This window comes from Bacteroidales bacterium (assembly GCA_035353855.1).
In the GTDB taxonomy this organism is placed as follows: Bacteria; Bacteroidota; Bacteroidia; order Bacteroidales; family CG2-30-32-10; genus DAOQAK01.
In genome coordinates, this window is sequence record DAOQAK010000036.1 from 1 (window position 1) to 15,488 (window position 15,488).

Annotated in this window: 14 protein-coding genes; 6 read left to right on the forward strand and 8 right to left on the reverse strand. The window is 31.7% G+C overall.

Going from position 1 to position 15,488, the window contains the following annotated elements; genetic code table 11:
• Positions 1-312: 312 nt before the first annotated feature.
• Complete coding sequence (locus PKK00_10060) at positions 313-1,161, forward strand: universal stress protein (protein ID HNW98739.1); 849 nt, start codon at positions 313-315, stop codon at positions 1,159-1,161.
• 1 nt (position 1,162) lies between these two features.
• Here the strand turns inward: PKK00_10060 and PKK00_10065 are convergent, their stop codons facing one another.
• The 6 genes from PKK00_10065 to arcC all read right to left on the reverse strand — a co-directional run bounded on the left by PKK00_10065 (position 1,163) and on the right by arcC (position 6,308).
• Positions 1,163-1,594 (reverse strand): hypothetical protein, encoded by a 432-nt coding sequence (locus tag PKK00_10065; protein ID HNW98740.1) that lies wholly within the window; start codon positions 1,592-1,594, stop codon positions 1,163-1,165.
• A 219-nt stretch (positions 1,595-1,813) separates the two neighbouring features.
• Positions 1,814-2,815, reverse strand: a complete 1,002-nt coding sequence (locus PKK00_10070; GenBank protein ID HNW98741.1) for an ornithine carbamoyltransferase — start codon at positions 2,813-2,815, stop codon at positions 1,814-1,816.
• Between the two features lie 122 nt (positions 2,816-2,937).
• A complete protein-coding gene (locus PKK00_10075) occupies positions 2,938-3,885 on the reverse strand; it encodes a zinc ribbon domain-containing protein (protein ID HNW98742.1) in 948 nt (315 codons plus the stop codon).
• A 105-nt stretch (positions 3,886-3,990) separates the two neighbouring features.
• The gene (locus PKK00_10080; GenBank protein ID HNW98743.1) at positions 3,991-4,536 is read right to left on the reverse strand and encodes a hypothetical protein; all 546 of its coding nucleotides are present in this window, start codon (positions 4,534-4,536) and stop codon (positions 3,991-3,993) included.
• Positions 4,537-4,698: 162 nt separating this feature from the next.
• Positions 4,699-5,211 (reverse strand): zinc-ribbon domain-containing protein, encoded by a 513-nt coding sequence (locus tag PKK00_10085; protein HNW98744.1) that lies wholly within the window; start codon positions 5,209-5,211, stop codon positions 4,699-4,701.
• A 152-nt stretch (positions 5,212-5,363) separates the two neighbouring features.
• Entirely contained in the window at positions 5,364-6,308 is a 945-nt protein-coding gene (arcC, locus tag PKK00_10090) for a carbamate kinase (protein ID HNW98745.1), read from the reverse strand.
• Between the two features lie 131 nt (positions 6,309-6,439).
• On the opposite strand from arcC, the gene mtaB reads away from it, so the two are divergent.
• The 3 genes from mtaB (at position 6,440) to PKK00_10105 (ending at position 10,035) form a co-directional block, all read left to right on the forward strand.
• Complete coding sequence (gene mtaB / locus PKK00_10095) at positions 6,440-7,726, forward strand: tRNA (N(6)-L-threonylcarbamoyladenosine(37)-C(2))-methylthiotransferase MtaB (GenBank protein HNW98746.1); 1,287 nt, start codon at positions 6,440-6,442, stop codon at positions 7,724-7,726.
• A 178-nt stretch (positions 7,727-7,904) separates the two neighbouring features.
• On the forward strand, positions 7,905-9,218 hold the full coding sequence (locus PKK00_10100) for a prolipoprotein diacylglyceryl transferase (GenBank protein HNW98747.1): 1,314 nt from the start codon (positions 7,905-7,907) through the stop codon (positions 9,216-9,218).
• Between the two features lie 22 nt (positions 9,219-9,240).
• On the forward strand, positions 9,241-10,035 hold the full coding sequence (locus PKK00_10105; protein HNW98748.1) for an inositol monophosphatase family protein: 795 nt from the start codon (positions 9,241-9,243) through the stop codon (positions 10,033-10,035).
• Between the two features lie 71 nt (positions 10,036-10,106).
• Here PKK00_10105 and PKK00_10110 read toward each other — a convergent pair whose 3' ends face one another.
• Together PKK00_10110 and PKK00_10115 are read right to left on the reverse strand one after the other, a co-directional pair.
• Positions 10,107-11,009 (reverse strand): hypothetical protein, encoded by a 903-nt coding sequence (locus PKK00_10110; GenBank protein HNW98749.1) that lies wholly within the window; start codon positions 11,007-11,009, stop codon positions 10,107-10,109.
• A gap of 56 nt (positions 11,010-11,065) precedes the next feature.
• Positions 11,066-13,135, reverse strand: a complete 2,070-nt coding sequence (locus tag PKK00_10115; protein ID HNW98750.1) for a tetratricopeptide repeat protein — start codon at positions 13,133-13,135, stop codon at positions 11,066-11,068.
• 149 nt (positions 13,136-13,284) lie between these two features.
• Here PKK00_10115 and PKK00_10120 point away from each other — a divergent pair, with 149 nt between their 5' ends.
• Both PKK00_10120 and PKK00_10125 read left to right on the forward strand, forming a co-directional pair.
• On the forward strand, positions 13,285-14,748 hold the full coding sequence (locus PKK00_10120; protein ID HNW98751.1) for a DUF5687 family protein: 1,464 nt from the start codon (positions 13,285-13,287) through the stop codon (positions 14,746-14,748).
• Positions 14,749-14,754: 6 nt separating this feature from the next.
• Positions 14,755-15,447 (forward strand): ABC transporter ATP-binding protein, encoded by a 693-nt coding sequence (locus PKK00_10125; GenBank protein ID HNW98752.1) that lies wholly within the window; start codon positions 14,755-14,757, stop codon positions 15,445-15,447.
• The last annotated feature ends 41 nt before the right edge of the window (positions 15,448-15,488 follow it).

Consider the following 15,488-nt stretch of genomic DNA (forward strand, 5'->3'; position numbering starts at 1 on the left):
TGTTGAAACCGAAAAATGAAATATTTGGAACATTGATATAATCAGCAGACCCTAAATAAAGAGCATTTATGCCCGAATAAAAGAAGGTATTTATACCTGTTATTGCTAAATCGTTTTTTTATGTTATACTCGTTCTTATCAGGTTTGCAAAGGCAAAACTGTTTAGAACGAGTTATACCGTACAGAAAACAAAAAATATTTTTGCAAAACTCTTTTCTGTCGGTATAATTAATGATTCGTAGAAAAATTTTACCGTTTTACAATAAATTTTAAAGAAATTGTATAATTTCGTAAAGAATTTAATTTTATAATATGGATAAGAAGAAAATTGTTTTAGTGCCCACTGATTTTTCAGAGGTAGCAGATTATGCTATTGAACATGCTGCAGGAATATGTAAAATGCAGAGTTATAAATTAACATTACTGCATATAATAAATAAAGAAACAAAATCATATCTGAAAAAAGAAAAGCTTACCGGGAGCACGATACATGATAAACTGGATAAAAAGACAAAAGAGATTTCATCACAATACGGAATTGAATGCGACTATATTGCTCGTGAAGGAAGTATTTTTTCAACTATTGCTGAGGTAACAAAAGAAATCGGAGTAAACCTTATGACCATGGGAACACATGGTAAAATCGGTGTTCAGCATATCGTGGGGAGTTATGCTTTAAAAGTTATCGAAAAATCTCCTGTTCCAATCATCGTTGTTCAGAAGAGAGGTTTCCGTAACGGATATCAAAATATTATTCTTCCTATTGATGATACTATTGAATCGAAACAAAAGGTTAAATGGGCTATCCATATTGCACGGAAATTCCAGTCAACAGTTCATATTTTTGCAATGTATTCTTCGGAATCATACAGAATGGGTAAGATAAAGGCAAATGTAAAACAGATTAAAAAGTTTTTTGATCAGAATGCTATATCTTATACCGAAAAAATTGCAGATAAAGGTTCTTCTTTTCCAAAACAGACTTTATCCTATGCAAAGGAAATTGATGCCGACCTTATTCTTATTATGACAAATCCTGATACCCTGTTACCAAGTTTTATTGTGGGGCAATGGGAAGAACAAATACTTTTCAACGATTCACTTATTCCTGTAATGTGTATCAACCCTGTTGATTTAAGTATTGTAGTTGGAGGTATGTAAATCAGGCTTGCTTTCCGTTTTTATCGAAAGTGATCTCGATTTGTTTTCCTTTATATTTAAACTGAACTATATATAACGGTTCATCGCTAGATTGCTCAACAAGAGCCGCTGTCTTTATTTTAGCTGAAGAGAATAGATTGTGAACACCTGTAACTACTTCTGCAGGTAAATCTGATACTTTCATTTCTATCAATGTTTCTATAAGGTTACCATTAGCTTCATACGTTGCATAGAAAACTTTATTGCCAGATGAAACTTCCGCTTCATACAAAACATCTATTTTTCTCCAAACTACTTTTTCTACGGAAGTAAATTTAGTGTTGAAGTTTTTTATTATTTCTTTTGGAATAAGAGTAGTCTCAATTTTTTTCTGAGCATTTGAAAATGAATAAGTGAATAATAAAATAAAAATAGCGATTAAAATTTTTTTCATAGATGTAATGGTTTATAAAACAAAAATATAATAAATATTTTTTATATCAAAACTCAGGGTGATACTGTTATTTACTGAAATATTGTTTCGGGTTTATTATTTCGATTAATAATAAAAAAAAAGAGATTTGCTTAAACAAATCTCTTTTTAAAAATATATTTATACTGAGCGTTCGATATTGCTTTTTTACATACTCGAATAGCCGAAGTATAAAATTATTTAGCTTCCTAATGTTGCAACCATAACTGCTTTTATAGTATGCAGACGGTTTTCAGCTTCGTCAAATACTACAGACATTGGTGATTCGAATACATCTTCTGTAACTTCCATACCGTCGAGTTTGTATTTCTGGAAAATCTCTTCGCCAACTGTAGTTTGCCTGTTATGGAATGCCGGCAAGCAGTGCAGGAATTTTACTTTTGGATTTCCTGTTTTCTTAACCATTTCTGAATTCACCTGGTAAGGTTTCAGAAGTTTAATACGTTTTTCCCATAATTCAGCAGGTTCTCCCATTGATACCCATACATCGGTATAAATGAAATCAACGCCTTTTACTCCTTCGTCAACATTTTCTGTTAATGTTATTTTTGCTCCGGTTGATTTTGCGATTTCTTTACATTGTTTTACAAGAGCTTCATCTGGCCAGCATTCTTTTGGTGCAGTTGCCCTGAAATCCATTCCCATTTTTGCAGCTCCAACCATTAATGAATTACCAACGTTGTTATGAGCATCACCGGCAAAAGTGAAAGCTATCTGGTTTAATGGTTTGTCGCAATGTTCCATCATAGTGAGGAAGTCTGCAAGAATTTGTGTAGGGTGAAATTCAGTTGTTAACCCATTCCATACCGGAACACCTGCATACTGTGCTAATTCTTCTACAATCTTCTGACCGTATCCTCTGTATTCAATACCGTCGTACATTCTGCCCAGAACGCGTGCAGTATCTTTCATCGATTCTTTTTTTCCTATTTGTGAACCGGATGGACCAATATATGAAACATGAGCACCCTGATCTAATGCGGCAACTTCAAATGCACAACGTGTGCGTGTTGAATCTTTTTCAAATATAAGGGCAATGTTTTTGCCTTTCAGCCTTTGCTGTTCTGTTCCGGCATATTTTGCCTTTTTTAAATCCCTTGATAATTCAAGAAAGAATTTTATTTCTTCAGGTGTAAAGTCAAGTAATTTGACAAAACTTCTGTTCTTTAAATTAAAAGCCATAAAACCTCCATTATCATTTTAAAAGTGAAATTAATATTTATAATTGTTGGCAAAATTATAAATCTAAACGATATAAAAAAAAGAGGCGAAAAATTTTTCACCTCTTTTTTTGAAGAAATGCATTAATACTTAACGTCAACAGTCCTTATAGAATATTTTTTATTCCCATACCCTTTGATAATTCCGGAGTGACCTGATTGTGCTTCAGTAAAATTTTTATATTCATCACAAACCACATACGACGTAAAAAGTTTATAGTCTTTTGGATATTTGGTCATGATGGCTTTCTTAAAGTGATTTATAGCATTTTGCTTGTTGCTGTATTTTTCATTAGTTGAAATAATATTCGAAACTATTGCAGTCCATTTATTTCGACTAGTTGCAGCAAATGAGTGAACAACATAATATGTGGTTAGAGATGCTGCCTTTTCGTTTCCACTGGAACTTTGTTTCGCAGTGATTATTTTTGACATGAACGGTACATTAATAGTCCCGTTATATTGAAGGAATGCCATGATTCCGCCACCTAATACAATAAGGATTAATAAACCGATAAGTATCCAGCCTAAAGCGCCCATCCCTTTTTTATTTTGCATTTGAGGAGGAATAAATTGTTGCTGCTGTGGCTGGTAATATGCCTGCTGATTTAGCGGAGGTGTATTCTGCACTGGCGGAACAAATACAGGAGTAGGCGGAGTCTGAATATTTTTAGGAGGTGGGTTTAAATTGTTAGGTTCTGCTGAAAGGGATATTCCGCAATTATTGCAGAATATTTCATTGCCTTCTATCTTTGTTCCGCAATTCGGACAAAATGTAACTGAAGGTGGAGTAGGAGGAGTTACAGGTGTTTCAACTACAGGTGGAGTTGGAGGAGTAACAGGTGTTTCCGGTACTGGTGGAGGAACAATAACTGGTTCCTGTGGAATTGGAGGAGGTGTAACGGTTTGTTTTGGTTCCACGTAAGGATGAAGTTCTGCAAGCTTGTATCCACAAACAGCACATATTACTTCATCACCATCGAGTTTCACACCGCATTGTGCGCAAAATAAAAGGTCGTGTTTTTTTATCATAACTTTTTTATTTGAGGGATAAATGTAGAAAAATTTTCTTTAATAAAAAAGCCAGTTAAATTCCGGCTTTTGGAGATAATCCATTTCTAATTTTTAAATTATCTATTAAACATTTTTAGGTTTTTCTAAAACTATATAATACCCATTTGTAGGAGTATATAAAAATACAGTAACCAAAAGTATTATTAGTCTTAGAAGTGCAAGAAATAAATTTCCACTACTAGCTTCTAAAATACCAGCAACTTTCCAACCTTCGCTATTTGCTTTTTGAATAGCATTATTTAATCTATTAACAGGGGAACTGGATAATGCTCCAATTATTCCACCTACTAATGTAACATTAATAACTTTATTTTCCATATTTTCTGATTTTTTAATGTTAATAAATTTATTCGTCTGAATATCAATTTCATTTACATTTATAGGTTCGTCTTTAGTAATTAAAGATTTTATTCCAATTATTACAATGATGCATGCAATGATGTAAAAAATGTAATATTGTTTAAGGTTCCATAAAAATGTCAAAAAACCTAAACTATGACTAAGTGAATAAATGAGACGACCTATCAGGCCTAAAAGAAATTGTAAAATAAAAATGGAAAGAATTCCTCCAATTATTATAATTATACCTTTTGTCTGATTTTTACTCATTCTGTATTTTTTTATTTCCTACTCATTTGGCTTTTCGGTTTAGCCCCGTTTTTATATGGGTTCTGGTCTCCATTATTTTTTCATACTTTCGTTTAGGTGGTTAGCCTTTATAAAACCTTAATAAAAAGTTAAATGAATTGTTTATTATAAAAGTATTCTGAATTAATTTATTCCCGAAAATAATTTTTGTGATAAGTAGCCAATCAAAGGTATAGGTTTCATCTCCCCGTTAATTGCATATATAAGACCCATAATCCATAAAACAAAAAGTCCGATGCCGCAAATACCTATAAGTATTGAAATAACCCATCCTATAAAAGGAATAAAAACGAAAATGCTTTGTACGATGGCTAGTATTATTCCTGTTAAATAAAGTCCTAATGTTTGGCGAATATGATAAATGCCAAGTTTAGTTTTATTACTGCTGTGCATAATAATAGCTATTATCCATCCGACAAATGTTATATAACTTAAAATTGCAACAGTCTTATCTTCATTACTACTATAATTAAAATTCGGGTTTTGTTGTTGTTGCTGCTGCTGATATTGCTGTTGTTGCTGGTATTGTGGTTGCTGTGGCTGAGGGTTGACACTTGGTTCAGACATGTTATAACCACATACATGACAAAACTTTGCACCTTCTTTTAAGGTTGCACCGCATTTCGGACAAAACATAGTTTTAATATTTAGTTAAACAATAATTTATTTTCTGATTTGTATCAAAGATAAAAGATTAATTCCGAAAAAAAAAATGCTTCACAGAATTTGGTGAAGCATTTTTTATGAAACCTTGCTTTAATAATAAAAGCAGGATTATTAAGAATGTTTTAATTCAATACTATTTTAGTTCCGCAATTTGGATTTCCAAGTTGTTTGGCTTCAGTAATGATAGTCATTTTACCACCATTTTCCACAAACTGTATAGCAGCGCGAACCTTAGGAGCCATGCTGCCTTCGGCAAATTGTTTTTCTTCCAGGTATTTTTTTGCTTCAGCAACAGTTAACGTATCGAGTTCTTTCTGACCGGGTTTATTGAAATTGATGCAAACTTTAGGAACATCAGTAAGGATGAATAATTCATCAGCTCCGATTTCTGCTGCCAATAATGCTGATGCAAGGTCTTTGTCAATTACTGCATCAATACCTTCAAGGAAATTGGGTTCTTTATAGAATACAGGAATACCGCCGCCGCCAACAGCAACAATAACCTGCCCATCGTGAGCCAAACGGGAAATGGATTTTTTATTTCCGATAACAATAGGTTTTGGTGATGCTACAACTTTGCGCCATCCACGACCTTTAGGATCTTCGGAAAAAATAGAACCTGTTTCTTCTGCGATTTTTTCGGATTCTTCTTTTGAATAATATGGACCAATCGGCTTTGTAGGGTTCTGGAATGCGGGGTCGCTTTTGTCAACAAGAACTTGAGTTACAATAGTAATAACATCCTTGTCCATTTTATTTTTTTCAAGTATGTTTCGTAATTGTTGTTCGATCATATAACCGATGAATCCCTGGCTGTATGCACCGCATATATCCAGCGGCATTTCGGGTAATCCGAACATTTTAGCTCCGGCCTGGTTCTGTAATAAAATATTGCCAACTTGTGGTCCGTTGCCATGAGTTATAACAAGGTTATAGTCCTTTTTAATAAGTTCCATAACACTCAAGCAGGTATCATATACATTTTTTTCCTGCTCACTTATTGTGCCTTTCTGGTCACCTCTAAGTAAAGCATTGCCGCCAAATGCTACTACTGCTAGTTTTTTCATACGCTTATTTTTTAAATGAGCCGACAAAGCTATAAAATTTTATTTAATTACCAATAATTAAAAACGTTACTAAAAAAATAGCAATATATTTTAAAGAGTATGTTTGTTCTATTTTACTAATTTTGCCACCTATGGCAGAAAGAAAGAAAATAGCATTTTATACGTTAGGGTGTAAACTGAATTTTTCAGAAACTTCGCAGCTTTCACGTTCGTTTCCTTCTGAAAAATTTCAGATTGTAGATTTTAAGGATGAAGCCGATATTTATGTTATCAACACTTGTGTAGTTACCGAAAAAGCTGAAAAAAAATCGAGAGCTGCGATTAACCAGGCGAAGAAGAGAAACCCTGATGCAATTATTGCATCTGTGGGTTGCTATTCTGAACTCCGTCCTGAAGAGTTGGTTGCAATAAATGAAAAAGGGATTGTGTTGGGAACGTATGAAAAATTCAATTTACTTGAGATAATTGATAAAGAAGAAAAAAATATTTCATCAAAAGAAGAACTGGTAAAAAGGTTTATCCCGTCATATTCTACAGGCGACCGTACACGTTCATTTTTTAAAATACAGGATGGTTGTGATTATTTCTGCTCATACTGTACTGTGCCATATGCCCGTGGTCGTAGCCGTAGCGCTACTATTGCCGAAGTAGTGAAAACTGCTGAAGAAATTGTTTCAACAGGAATTAAAGAGATGATACTTACCGGAGTTAATGTTGGCGATTTCGGTAGAAAGAATAATGAAAGACTTATCGACCTTCTTAAAAAGCTTGATAATATTGATGGTGTAGAACGTATCCGAATTTCGTCAATCGAACCTAATTTGCTTACAGATGAAATAATTGAATTTGTTGCAAGCTCAAAAAAGTTCTTACCGCATTTTCATATTCCGCTGCAATCGGGTTCTGATAAGGTTCTTAAAGAAATGTGCAGAAGATATGATACAAAACTTTTTAGAAACAGGATAGAAAAAATAAAATCATTAATTCCAGATTGTTGCATTGCTATTGATTTAATCACAGGTTTTCCGGGCGAAACGGATAATGATTTTAATGATACATTTAATTTTATTTCATCGTGCGATATTTCATACATGCATGTTTTTACTTATTCTGAAAGGGAAAATACACCGGCAGCAAAACGTACTGATGCTATTCAGAATTCCGTTAGAAACGAAAGAAGTAAAAAAATACTGGCATTATCGGAAAAGAAAAAAAATATTTTTCTAAAAAATAATATCGAAAAAATTAAAAATGTTCTTTTTGAATCCGACAATGATAATGGAATAATGTATGGCTTTACTGAAAATTATATTAAAGTAAAAACGCCTTTTAATAAGGAATTGATAAACCAAATTAAAAAAGTAAAACTGCTTAAAATTGAAAAAGACGGTATATTTGCAGGCGAGTTGATAAGTTGACAAGAAGATAAGTTAACAAGTTGACAAGAAGACAAGTTGATAAGTAGACAAGGGGAAGCAGTCGTCAGTTGGCAAAAAGATAAATAGTTAAACAATAAAACAATTAATCAATTTATCAGTTGAACAAAGAATAAATTTGTAAATCTAAAATCTAAAATCTCAAATCATAAATCAAAAAATGTATCCAACAATTTCAGATTTAATAAAAGATATTTTCGGGGTATATATACCTTTACCAGTACAAAGCTTCGGCTTTTTTGTGGCGATAGCATTTATCGTTGCTGCATGGCTTTTACTATTGGAGCTAAGAAGAAAAGAAAATGAAGGAATTATTTTCTCTCTTAAAAAAAATGTGATGATTGGTAAACCTGCATCAAAACAGGAATTGTTTTGGATGGCTTTATTTGGTTTTATTATAGGATATAAATTACTGGGAATAATTTTTAATTACAAAACATTTGTTGAAAACCCACAGCAATTCATGTTTTCAGGAGAAGGTAATTTTTTTGCAGGTATTGTTGGCGCGTTTGCCATGGCTTATTACCGATACTATGAAAAACAAAAAACGAAACTCGATAAACCCCGGTTGGAAGAAGTGGAAGTGCATCCATACGAACTTACCGGGAATATTATTATGCTTGGTGCTGTATTTGGAATACTTGGATCAAAATTATTTGATATGCTTGAGAATGTTGAGAATTTTCAGAGTATTGGTAATTTTATAAAAGCATTATTTTCATTCAGTGGGCTTGCTTTTTACGGAGGGCTTATTTGTGCAGCTATTGCAATAATTTTATATGCAAGGAAGAATAAAATTCGTCCGCTTGTAATTTGTGATATTGCTGCTCCCGCAATAATGATAGCATATGCAATTGGCCGAATTGGTTGTCAGACTGCCGGTGATGGCGACTGGGGAATTTTGAATTCAGCATATATTACTACACCTGAATCAAAAGTTGAACTTGCTGATGATTCTGCATTTATAAAAACTCTTGAGGAAAATAAAACATATTATTTTTATGAATTCAAAACAGATTCACTTAAAAATATTCCTCATATCACAGTTAAAGCTCCCGGATTTATACCTAACTGGATGGTTGCATACCCATATCCAAACAATGTAAATGATCAAGGTGTAGAAACTAAATTTTTATATAATAAAAACCAAAAACATTTTTCTCAGTTGCCCATACCTGTATTTCCAACACCATTTTATGAAACGGTTGTTTGCTCATTATTCTTTATAGTATTGTGGCTGATAAGGAAACGAATTAAAATTTCAGGAATTTTATTTTCAATATTTCTTATAATGAATGGATTTGAAAGATTCTTTATAGAAAAAATTCGTGTTAATATCAAATATCATATTTTGGACTGGAATGTTACACAAGCGGAAATAATTTCCATGATGCTGATTATTACCGGAATTATATTGCTGGTTTATATTTTGAAAAATAAGAAAAATATCGGTGAAGAAAAATTAAATTCATAAATCTCAAATCTCAAATCAAAAAATGGATTATAAAAATATTTGTGAAGAAGTTTGTGTGTTGGCAAGGGAAGTAGGTCGGTTTTTGAAAAATGAGATCGACAAAATAAAATTGGCTGATATTGAAACAAAAGGCTTACACGATTTCGTAACATATGTAGATAAAAATTCTGAAAAGCAGATTGTGTCGAAACTATTGGAAATATTACCTGAAGCAGGTTTTATTGCAGAAGAAAAAACGGTAACATGCAAAGGTGAAAAATATAACTGGATTGTTGACCCTCTCGATGGCACTACAAATTTTATTCATGGATTGCCTTGTTATTCTATAAGTATAGCATTGATGTGTGAAGATAAAGCTGTTGTGGGTGTGGTTTATGAAATTAACCTTGATGAATGTTTTTATGCATGGGAAGGCAGTCCTGCATTTTTGAACGGGAAAGAAATAAAAGTATCAGGAAGAACGAAAGTGTCGGATGCATTGCTGGCAACGGGTTTTCCTTATTGCGATTATTCCGACCTGGAAAGATACATGAACCTGTTCACCTATTTTATGAAAAATACACATGGTTTGCGCCGTTTAGGTTCTGCTGCAGTTGATTTGGTTTATGTTGCCTGCGGTCGTTTTGAAGGATTTTACGAATACGGTTTAAGTCCATGGGATGTTGCAGCAGGCTCGTTTATTGTGCAACAGGCAGGAGGTAAGGTTTACGATTTTCATGGAAATGATAATTTCATATTCGGCAAACAGATTGTTGCTTCAAACAGTGCACTGTCAGAAGAACTGATCAATGTAATAAAAACAGTTTACCGAAAATAAGTTATAAGACACAAATTCTAAGAAATTGATTTCAAAAATCTCAAATCAAAAATCTCAAATCTCAAATAGGTTTACTTAAACGTTATCATCTTTTCAAGAAAAACAGTTCCTTTATCATCCAGGAGTTTTACATAGTAGTTTCCTAGTGGGACATTGAAATAGGTATAGGTATAATCAAGGGTGTTAGTACCGGCTTTAAATGTAATATTAGTAAAACTTTTTCTTGTAATTTCCCCTTTATCATTATAAAGCATCATACTTAGATTGATATCTTTTTTTAAGGTGAACTCGAATGAACCAGAGACTTCGCCTTTTTTATATTTTAGATAGGTGTTTTCAGATTCGGTATTTATTTTAAAATTGTCATTGGCAGGAACTGTGGGCGTAGTAATGCCTTTCACCTTTTTAACGAAATTACGTAAAGTGGTCATTTCATTTTTGTCATCACTATAAATATCGGAAAAATCATTATCATCGGTCATTGCCCAGATAGCGCTTTGTGCTGCCATGCTTTGCCAGTTGTTTTTTGAAATCATTTGAGCAAGAGCCAGTAAATTACCTTCGGCTTTATTTCCCATAGCAAAATATGAAGACGAATCAGGAGCCCTGTCGTGCATTTCGGAACACATGGCATACACCGGTAATTTCCTTTTCTGATTTTTATACAGTGCAATCATTTGTTCTTTAGTAACAATCATGCGTTGTTCCGAAGTATCGTCGGGGTACATGAAGCGACCGGCTTCAAGAAAAACTTTTACATTGTTAGCGGTAAGGTTTTCTATTGACATGGTAATGCATGCACCCGTGTATGAATAAGTATAAGTCCCTGTGTTTTCGGATGGAGGTGTTTTAGTGAACGATACTTTTACCAGTTTCATTTCAACAGCCTGCTTAACGCTAATAGTGTCGCTATATGAATTAAATGCTATTAAACATAAAGCGAAAACGAACGAATTAAATATTATTTTTTTCATGGCAGAGGAGTTTTATTATATAACGAATATAGTGAAAAAAAATTATGAAGTAAAGGTTATTTTAAACTTTCAATGAATTTTTGATCAACAGCATAACCCAGTTCTTTTGCTTTCTGAGCATTTTCAAATGCGCTTTTCTTATCGTTTTTCTGAAAATATATTAATGCTATTTCGTAATAACTTTTAGCATTGCCGGGTTCAAGTGTTGTAATTTTTTTATAATCTTTCAACGCTTCATCATATTTTTTGAACTCAGATTCAAGAAGGGCTTTATTAATATATGTGTTGGTGTTATTGGAATCTAACTGAATTGCCTTGTTATAATCGGTAATTGCCAGATCATAATTTTTTGTTATGGCATAATAGTTTGCTCTGTTAGAATAAACATCATATGAATTAGGTGAAAGTTTCTGGGCTTTATTAAAATTAAGTAATGACTCATTCATATTTCCTTCGATACATAATTGAATTGCAAGATTCATATAGCCGGCATAATCATCAGGTTTCAACTGTGTGACTTTTATAAAATCTTCTTTAGCCAGCTTATTTTGTTGCATTTCCCTGTATGTCATGCCGCGTAAGTTATAGGTTTCAAAATCATCAGGGTTTAACTTTATCAACTTATTTAAGTCATCCAATGCTGTGGGAAAATCTTTCTTGTCGGAAAGTATTTTTATTCGTGCAGAAATAGCATCTTTATAGTTTGGGTTTCGTTCAATGGCATAGCTGAAATCGCTATATGCCAGGTCTGTTTTTTTTGCATCAAGATAGTAAACCCCCCTGTTGTAATAAGCGAGTTCATTTTTAGGGTAAACACTGATCATTTGAGTCCACAACTCTTTGCTGTTTTTCCAAACCTTGGTTTGATTAAAAGTAAGAAAGCTCAAAACAAAAATTATAATAAACATTATTACAATGCCAATTTGTTTGTATTTCTTATATTTTACATTCTCCATAACTTCCCTGAATGATTCGCCCATGATATAAAACAGCCCGATAGATGAAATATAAAAATACCGGTCGGCAGCAATTGCAGAGCCAACTGAAAGTATCTGCAAAACCTGGAGTACATTGAAGAAGAAAAATAAAAATCCGAAAATTATTTTTTTACCTTTTTTAGCTGAATAAATTACTGCTCCTGTAATAAGCAAAATTATTACCGGTGAAATAATATATATCATTGGAAGAGAATTGCTGACTTTGTATGGATATGGATGTATTACAGCAAGGTTTAAAGGAAGAAACATTTTATACAAGTAAAAAAACAAACTATAACATGCCAGGAAAAATCTGTCAGTAAATGAATATACATTTCCCACATTATTTATGAAAGTTGATGCTCCCTGCATTTTCTGAACATAAATTGCAACAATTCCAAATACAAATGATATTGCCAGAAAAGGAATTTTGTCAATTAATATCTTTAAATTTATTTTCTTCATTTGAAGATAATCTATAAGTATAAGCATTATCGAAAACGGTATTGCCATTGCTTTTGAAAGGCATGAAAAAATAAAAAGCAAAATGGTAAGCAGGTATATTTTAATATTTTTCGTTTCTTTATAATTCAGGTAAGTTATTAACCCTGACAAGTAAAAGAAAGCATATAAAACATCTTTTCTTTCGGAAATCCATGCCACTGACTCAACATGCAGCGGATGTATCCCGAACAATGCTGATGCAATTACAGCAACATGTATATTGGAACTTAATTTCCTGATAAAAATAAAAACAAGCAGGGTGTTAAGTAAATGCAAAATGAAATTAGTGAAATGATAAGTGAAAGGATTTAATCCGGAAATTTTATTTTCGATGGCATATGTCAGCATCGACAATGGCTGGTAGTTCCCAACATAGAAGTTTGAAAACAAAATTTTGATATTGCTAAATGAAAGATTTTTTACATCAGGATTATTTAAAACATAATACTGGTCATCAAGATTTGTGAAACCGCATTTCAGCGAAGGGAAAAAGCTTATAAAAGTTATTGCCAGCACAAATAATGCATACCAGGTATTTTTATTGTCGTTACGCGTTGGTAATGGTTGTGGCTTAAACTGCTTTGCAGCAACAGTATGGGTTTTCGGGTTCGTTGACTTTTTTTTATTTATAGATTTATTACTCATAAAAGTAATATTGCTTGAATATTTTGAAAATCAAAAATAGGAATAATTTTAAAAAGAATATTATGGAATATTATTAAGATAATTATATATTTACATGAAAAATTAATAATACAATTGCATATAAATAGGTACTCATTAACAAAAAGCAAATGTTAAAATTACTTATCCATCAATGGAAAGAAAAACAACGATCACCTTTTTGGCAAAAGAGCATTTGGGTAAATATATTACTAGGAATTTTAAGTGTATATTTAATGTTTTTGGTATTTGTCATTGGTTATTTTGTTGATAAAATTATAATAATAAAATACGAAAATGCAGATATTATTCAAGTATTTACGGGTTTTTTATTTTATTATTTTACACTTGACTTAATTATAAGATTTTTAAATCAACAATTACCTACATTATCTATTCAACATTACATTACACTTCCTATTAAAAAAAGAATTTTGCTGCATTATATTTTAATAAAAAGTGTTTTAAGCTTTTTTAATATTATTGCAATATTGCTTATCGTCCCATTTTTTATTAAAGTTATTTGTGCTTCGAAACCTTTATCATTCTGTTTGATCTGGATTATTACAATGGTTTCATTAGTAGCAACAAATAATTTCCTGAATTTTTCATTAAAAAAATATTTTTCTAAACGACCTTTATTAATAATGTTTCTATTAGCAATAGTTGTAGTATTTATTTTTCTTGACATAAACGGTATGGTTTCATGCTCTGTATATTTTTCTGAAGCAATATTATATATTACAAATACTTTATTGCTCGGTGTCATTCCAATTATAATTTTAATACTTTCATATTTACTTGGTTATTTTCTTCTGAAAAAGAATTCCTATATCGAATATACTCAATCAAGTATGCATAGTGCAAATAGCAGGTTTAGTATTTTTAATCGTTTTGGTGAAGCAGGTAGCCTTATTGGAACTGAAATTAAACTAATATTGCGAAATAGCAGACCGAAATCTATGTTGTATATTAGTATTATTTTTTTGTTGTATGGATTCTTCTTTTCAAATGAAAATTTTTTAATCAACCAATTTAATCTGATATTTATTCCATTTTTACAGACTTATGCTTTTGCTGCTACATATGGTCAGTTTTTGTATGGATGGGAAGGCTCTTTTTTTGATTGTTATATGGCAAATAAAGTTTCTTCTTTCGCCTATATTAAATCGAAATATTTATTGTTGGCAATTACAAGTTTTATTGGATATATTCTTTCATTACCATGCCTGTTTATAAATTACGAATTTGGATTCCCTATGACTGCAATGTTATTTTACAACATAGGAATATCATCAATTATATTATTATTTATTGGGACATACAACAAATTGAGTATTGATATGAAACAAAGCCAGTTTATGAATTATCAGGGAATAACTATTGTTAATTCTTTGTTTTTTGTTATACCCTTAGGATTTCCAATTTTAATTTATTTTTTATTCAATTTATTAGGATTTTCGCAGTATGTTTTTTATACATTAGGCGTGATAGGATTGATAGGGATCATGTTCAATCAATATCTTATACAAATTGTAGTCAATCAATTCGTGAAAAGGAAATACATAATGACATATAGTTTTAGGCAAAAATAGTATGATATGATAGAAATTAGCAATCTTAGGAAGATTTATAAGCAGAAAATAGCGTTGGCAATAGATAGCCTAAGTATAAATGAACATGAATGTGTTGGTCTTGTTGGTAATAATGGAGCTGGAAAAACAACAATGTTAAGTTTGATATTAGATTTGATTGAGCCAACAAACGGTTTTGTTAAATCAAAAAATAAATTGGTTTCAAAATTTGACGATTGGAAAAATTATACGGGTTCGTATTTAGACGAAAGATTCTTGATTCCTTATTTAACTCCAATGGAATTTTTTGAGTTCATCGCATGTTTGCATGGTAAAAACAGTTCTGATATTAATAACTTTTTAAACGAGAATGCAAATTTTTATACAGATGATATTTTATCAAAAAAATATATTAGAGAACTTTCATCAGGAAATAAAAACAAAATAGGTATTTTGGCCTCATTACTATCTGAGCCTGAAATATTGATTCTTGATGAGCCTTTTGCTAATTTGGATCCGAGTTCTCAGTCATGGCTTAAAATGAAATTAAAAAGCCTACATGATAAAGGTATTACAATGATTATATCAAGTCACGATTTAAAACACGTAACGGAAATTTGTAGCAGAATATTATTACTGGAAAAAGGAATAATTATAAATGATAAAAACACCAATATAGACACTTTATCTGAGTTGGAAAATTACTTTAATGTGAGATAAATGGTAAGTGATTGGCGTATGTGTTAACCTTGCTTGAAAAT

Coding starts and splice junctions, on each gene's coding strand:
- PKK00_10060 (HNW98739.1), top strand. CDS start 313: ATGGATAAGAAGAAAATTGTTTTAGTGCCCACTGATTTTTCAGAGGTA.
- PKK00_10065 (HNW98740.1), bottom strand. CDS start 1,594: ATGAAAAAAATTTTAATCGCTATTTTTATTTTATTATTCACTTATTCA.
- PKK00_10070 (HNW98741.1), bottom strand. CDS start 2,815: ATGGCTTTTAATTTAAAGAACAGAAGTTTTGTCAAATTACTTGACTTT.
- PKK00_10075 (HNW98742.1), bottom strand. CDS start 3,885: ATGATAAAAAAACACGACCTTTTATTTTGCGCACAATGCGGTGTGAAA.
- PKK00_10080 (HNW98743.1), bottom strand. CDS start 4,536: ATGAGTAAAAATCAGACAAAAGGTATAATTATAATAATTGGAGGAATT.
- PKK00_10085 (HNW98744.1), bottom strand. CDS start 5,211: ATGTTTTGTCCGAAATGCGGTGCAACCTTAAAAGAAGGTGCAAAGTTT.
- arcC (HNW98745.1), bottom strand. CDS start 6,308: ATGAAAAAACTAGCAGTAGTAGCATTTGGCGGCAATGCTTTACTTAGA.
- mtaB (HNW98746.1), top strand. CDS start 6,440: ATGGCAGAAAGAAAGAAAATAGCATTTTATACGTTAGGGTGTAAACTG.
- PKK00_10100 (HNW98747.1), top strand. CDS start 7,905: ATGTATCCAACAATTTCAGATTTAATAAAAGATATTTTCGGGGTATAT.
- PKK00_10105 (HNW98748.1), top strand. CDS start 9,241: ATGGATTATAAAAATATTTGTGAAGAAGTTTGTGTGTTGGCAAGGGAA.
- PKK00_10110 (HNW98749.1), bottom strand. CDS start 11,009: ATGAAAAAAATAATATTTAATTCGTTCGTTTTCGCTTTATGTTTAATA.
- PKK00_10115 (HNW98750.1), bottom strand. CDS start 13,135: ATGAGTAATAAATCTATAAATAAAAAAAAGTCAACGAACCCGAAAACC.
- PKK00_10120 (HNW98751.1), top strand. CDS start 13,285: ATGTTAAAATTACTTATCCATCAATGGAAAGAAAAACAACGATCACCT.
- PKK00_10125 (HNW98752.1), top strand. CDS start 14,755: ATGATAGAAATTAGCAATCTTAGGAAGATTTATAAGCAGAAAATAGCG.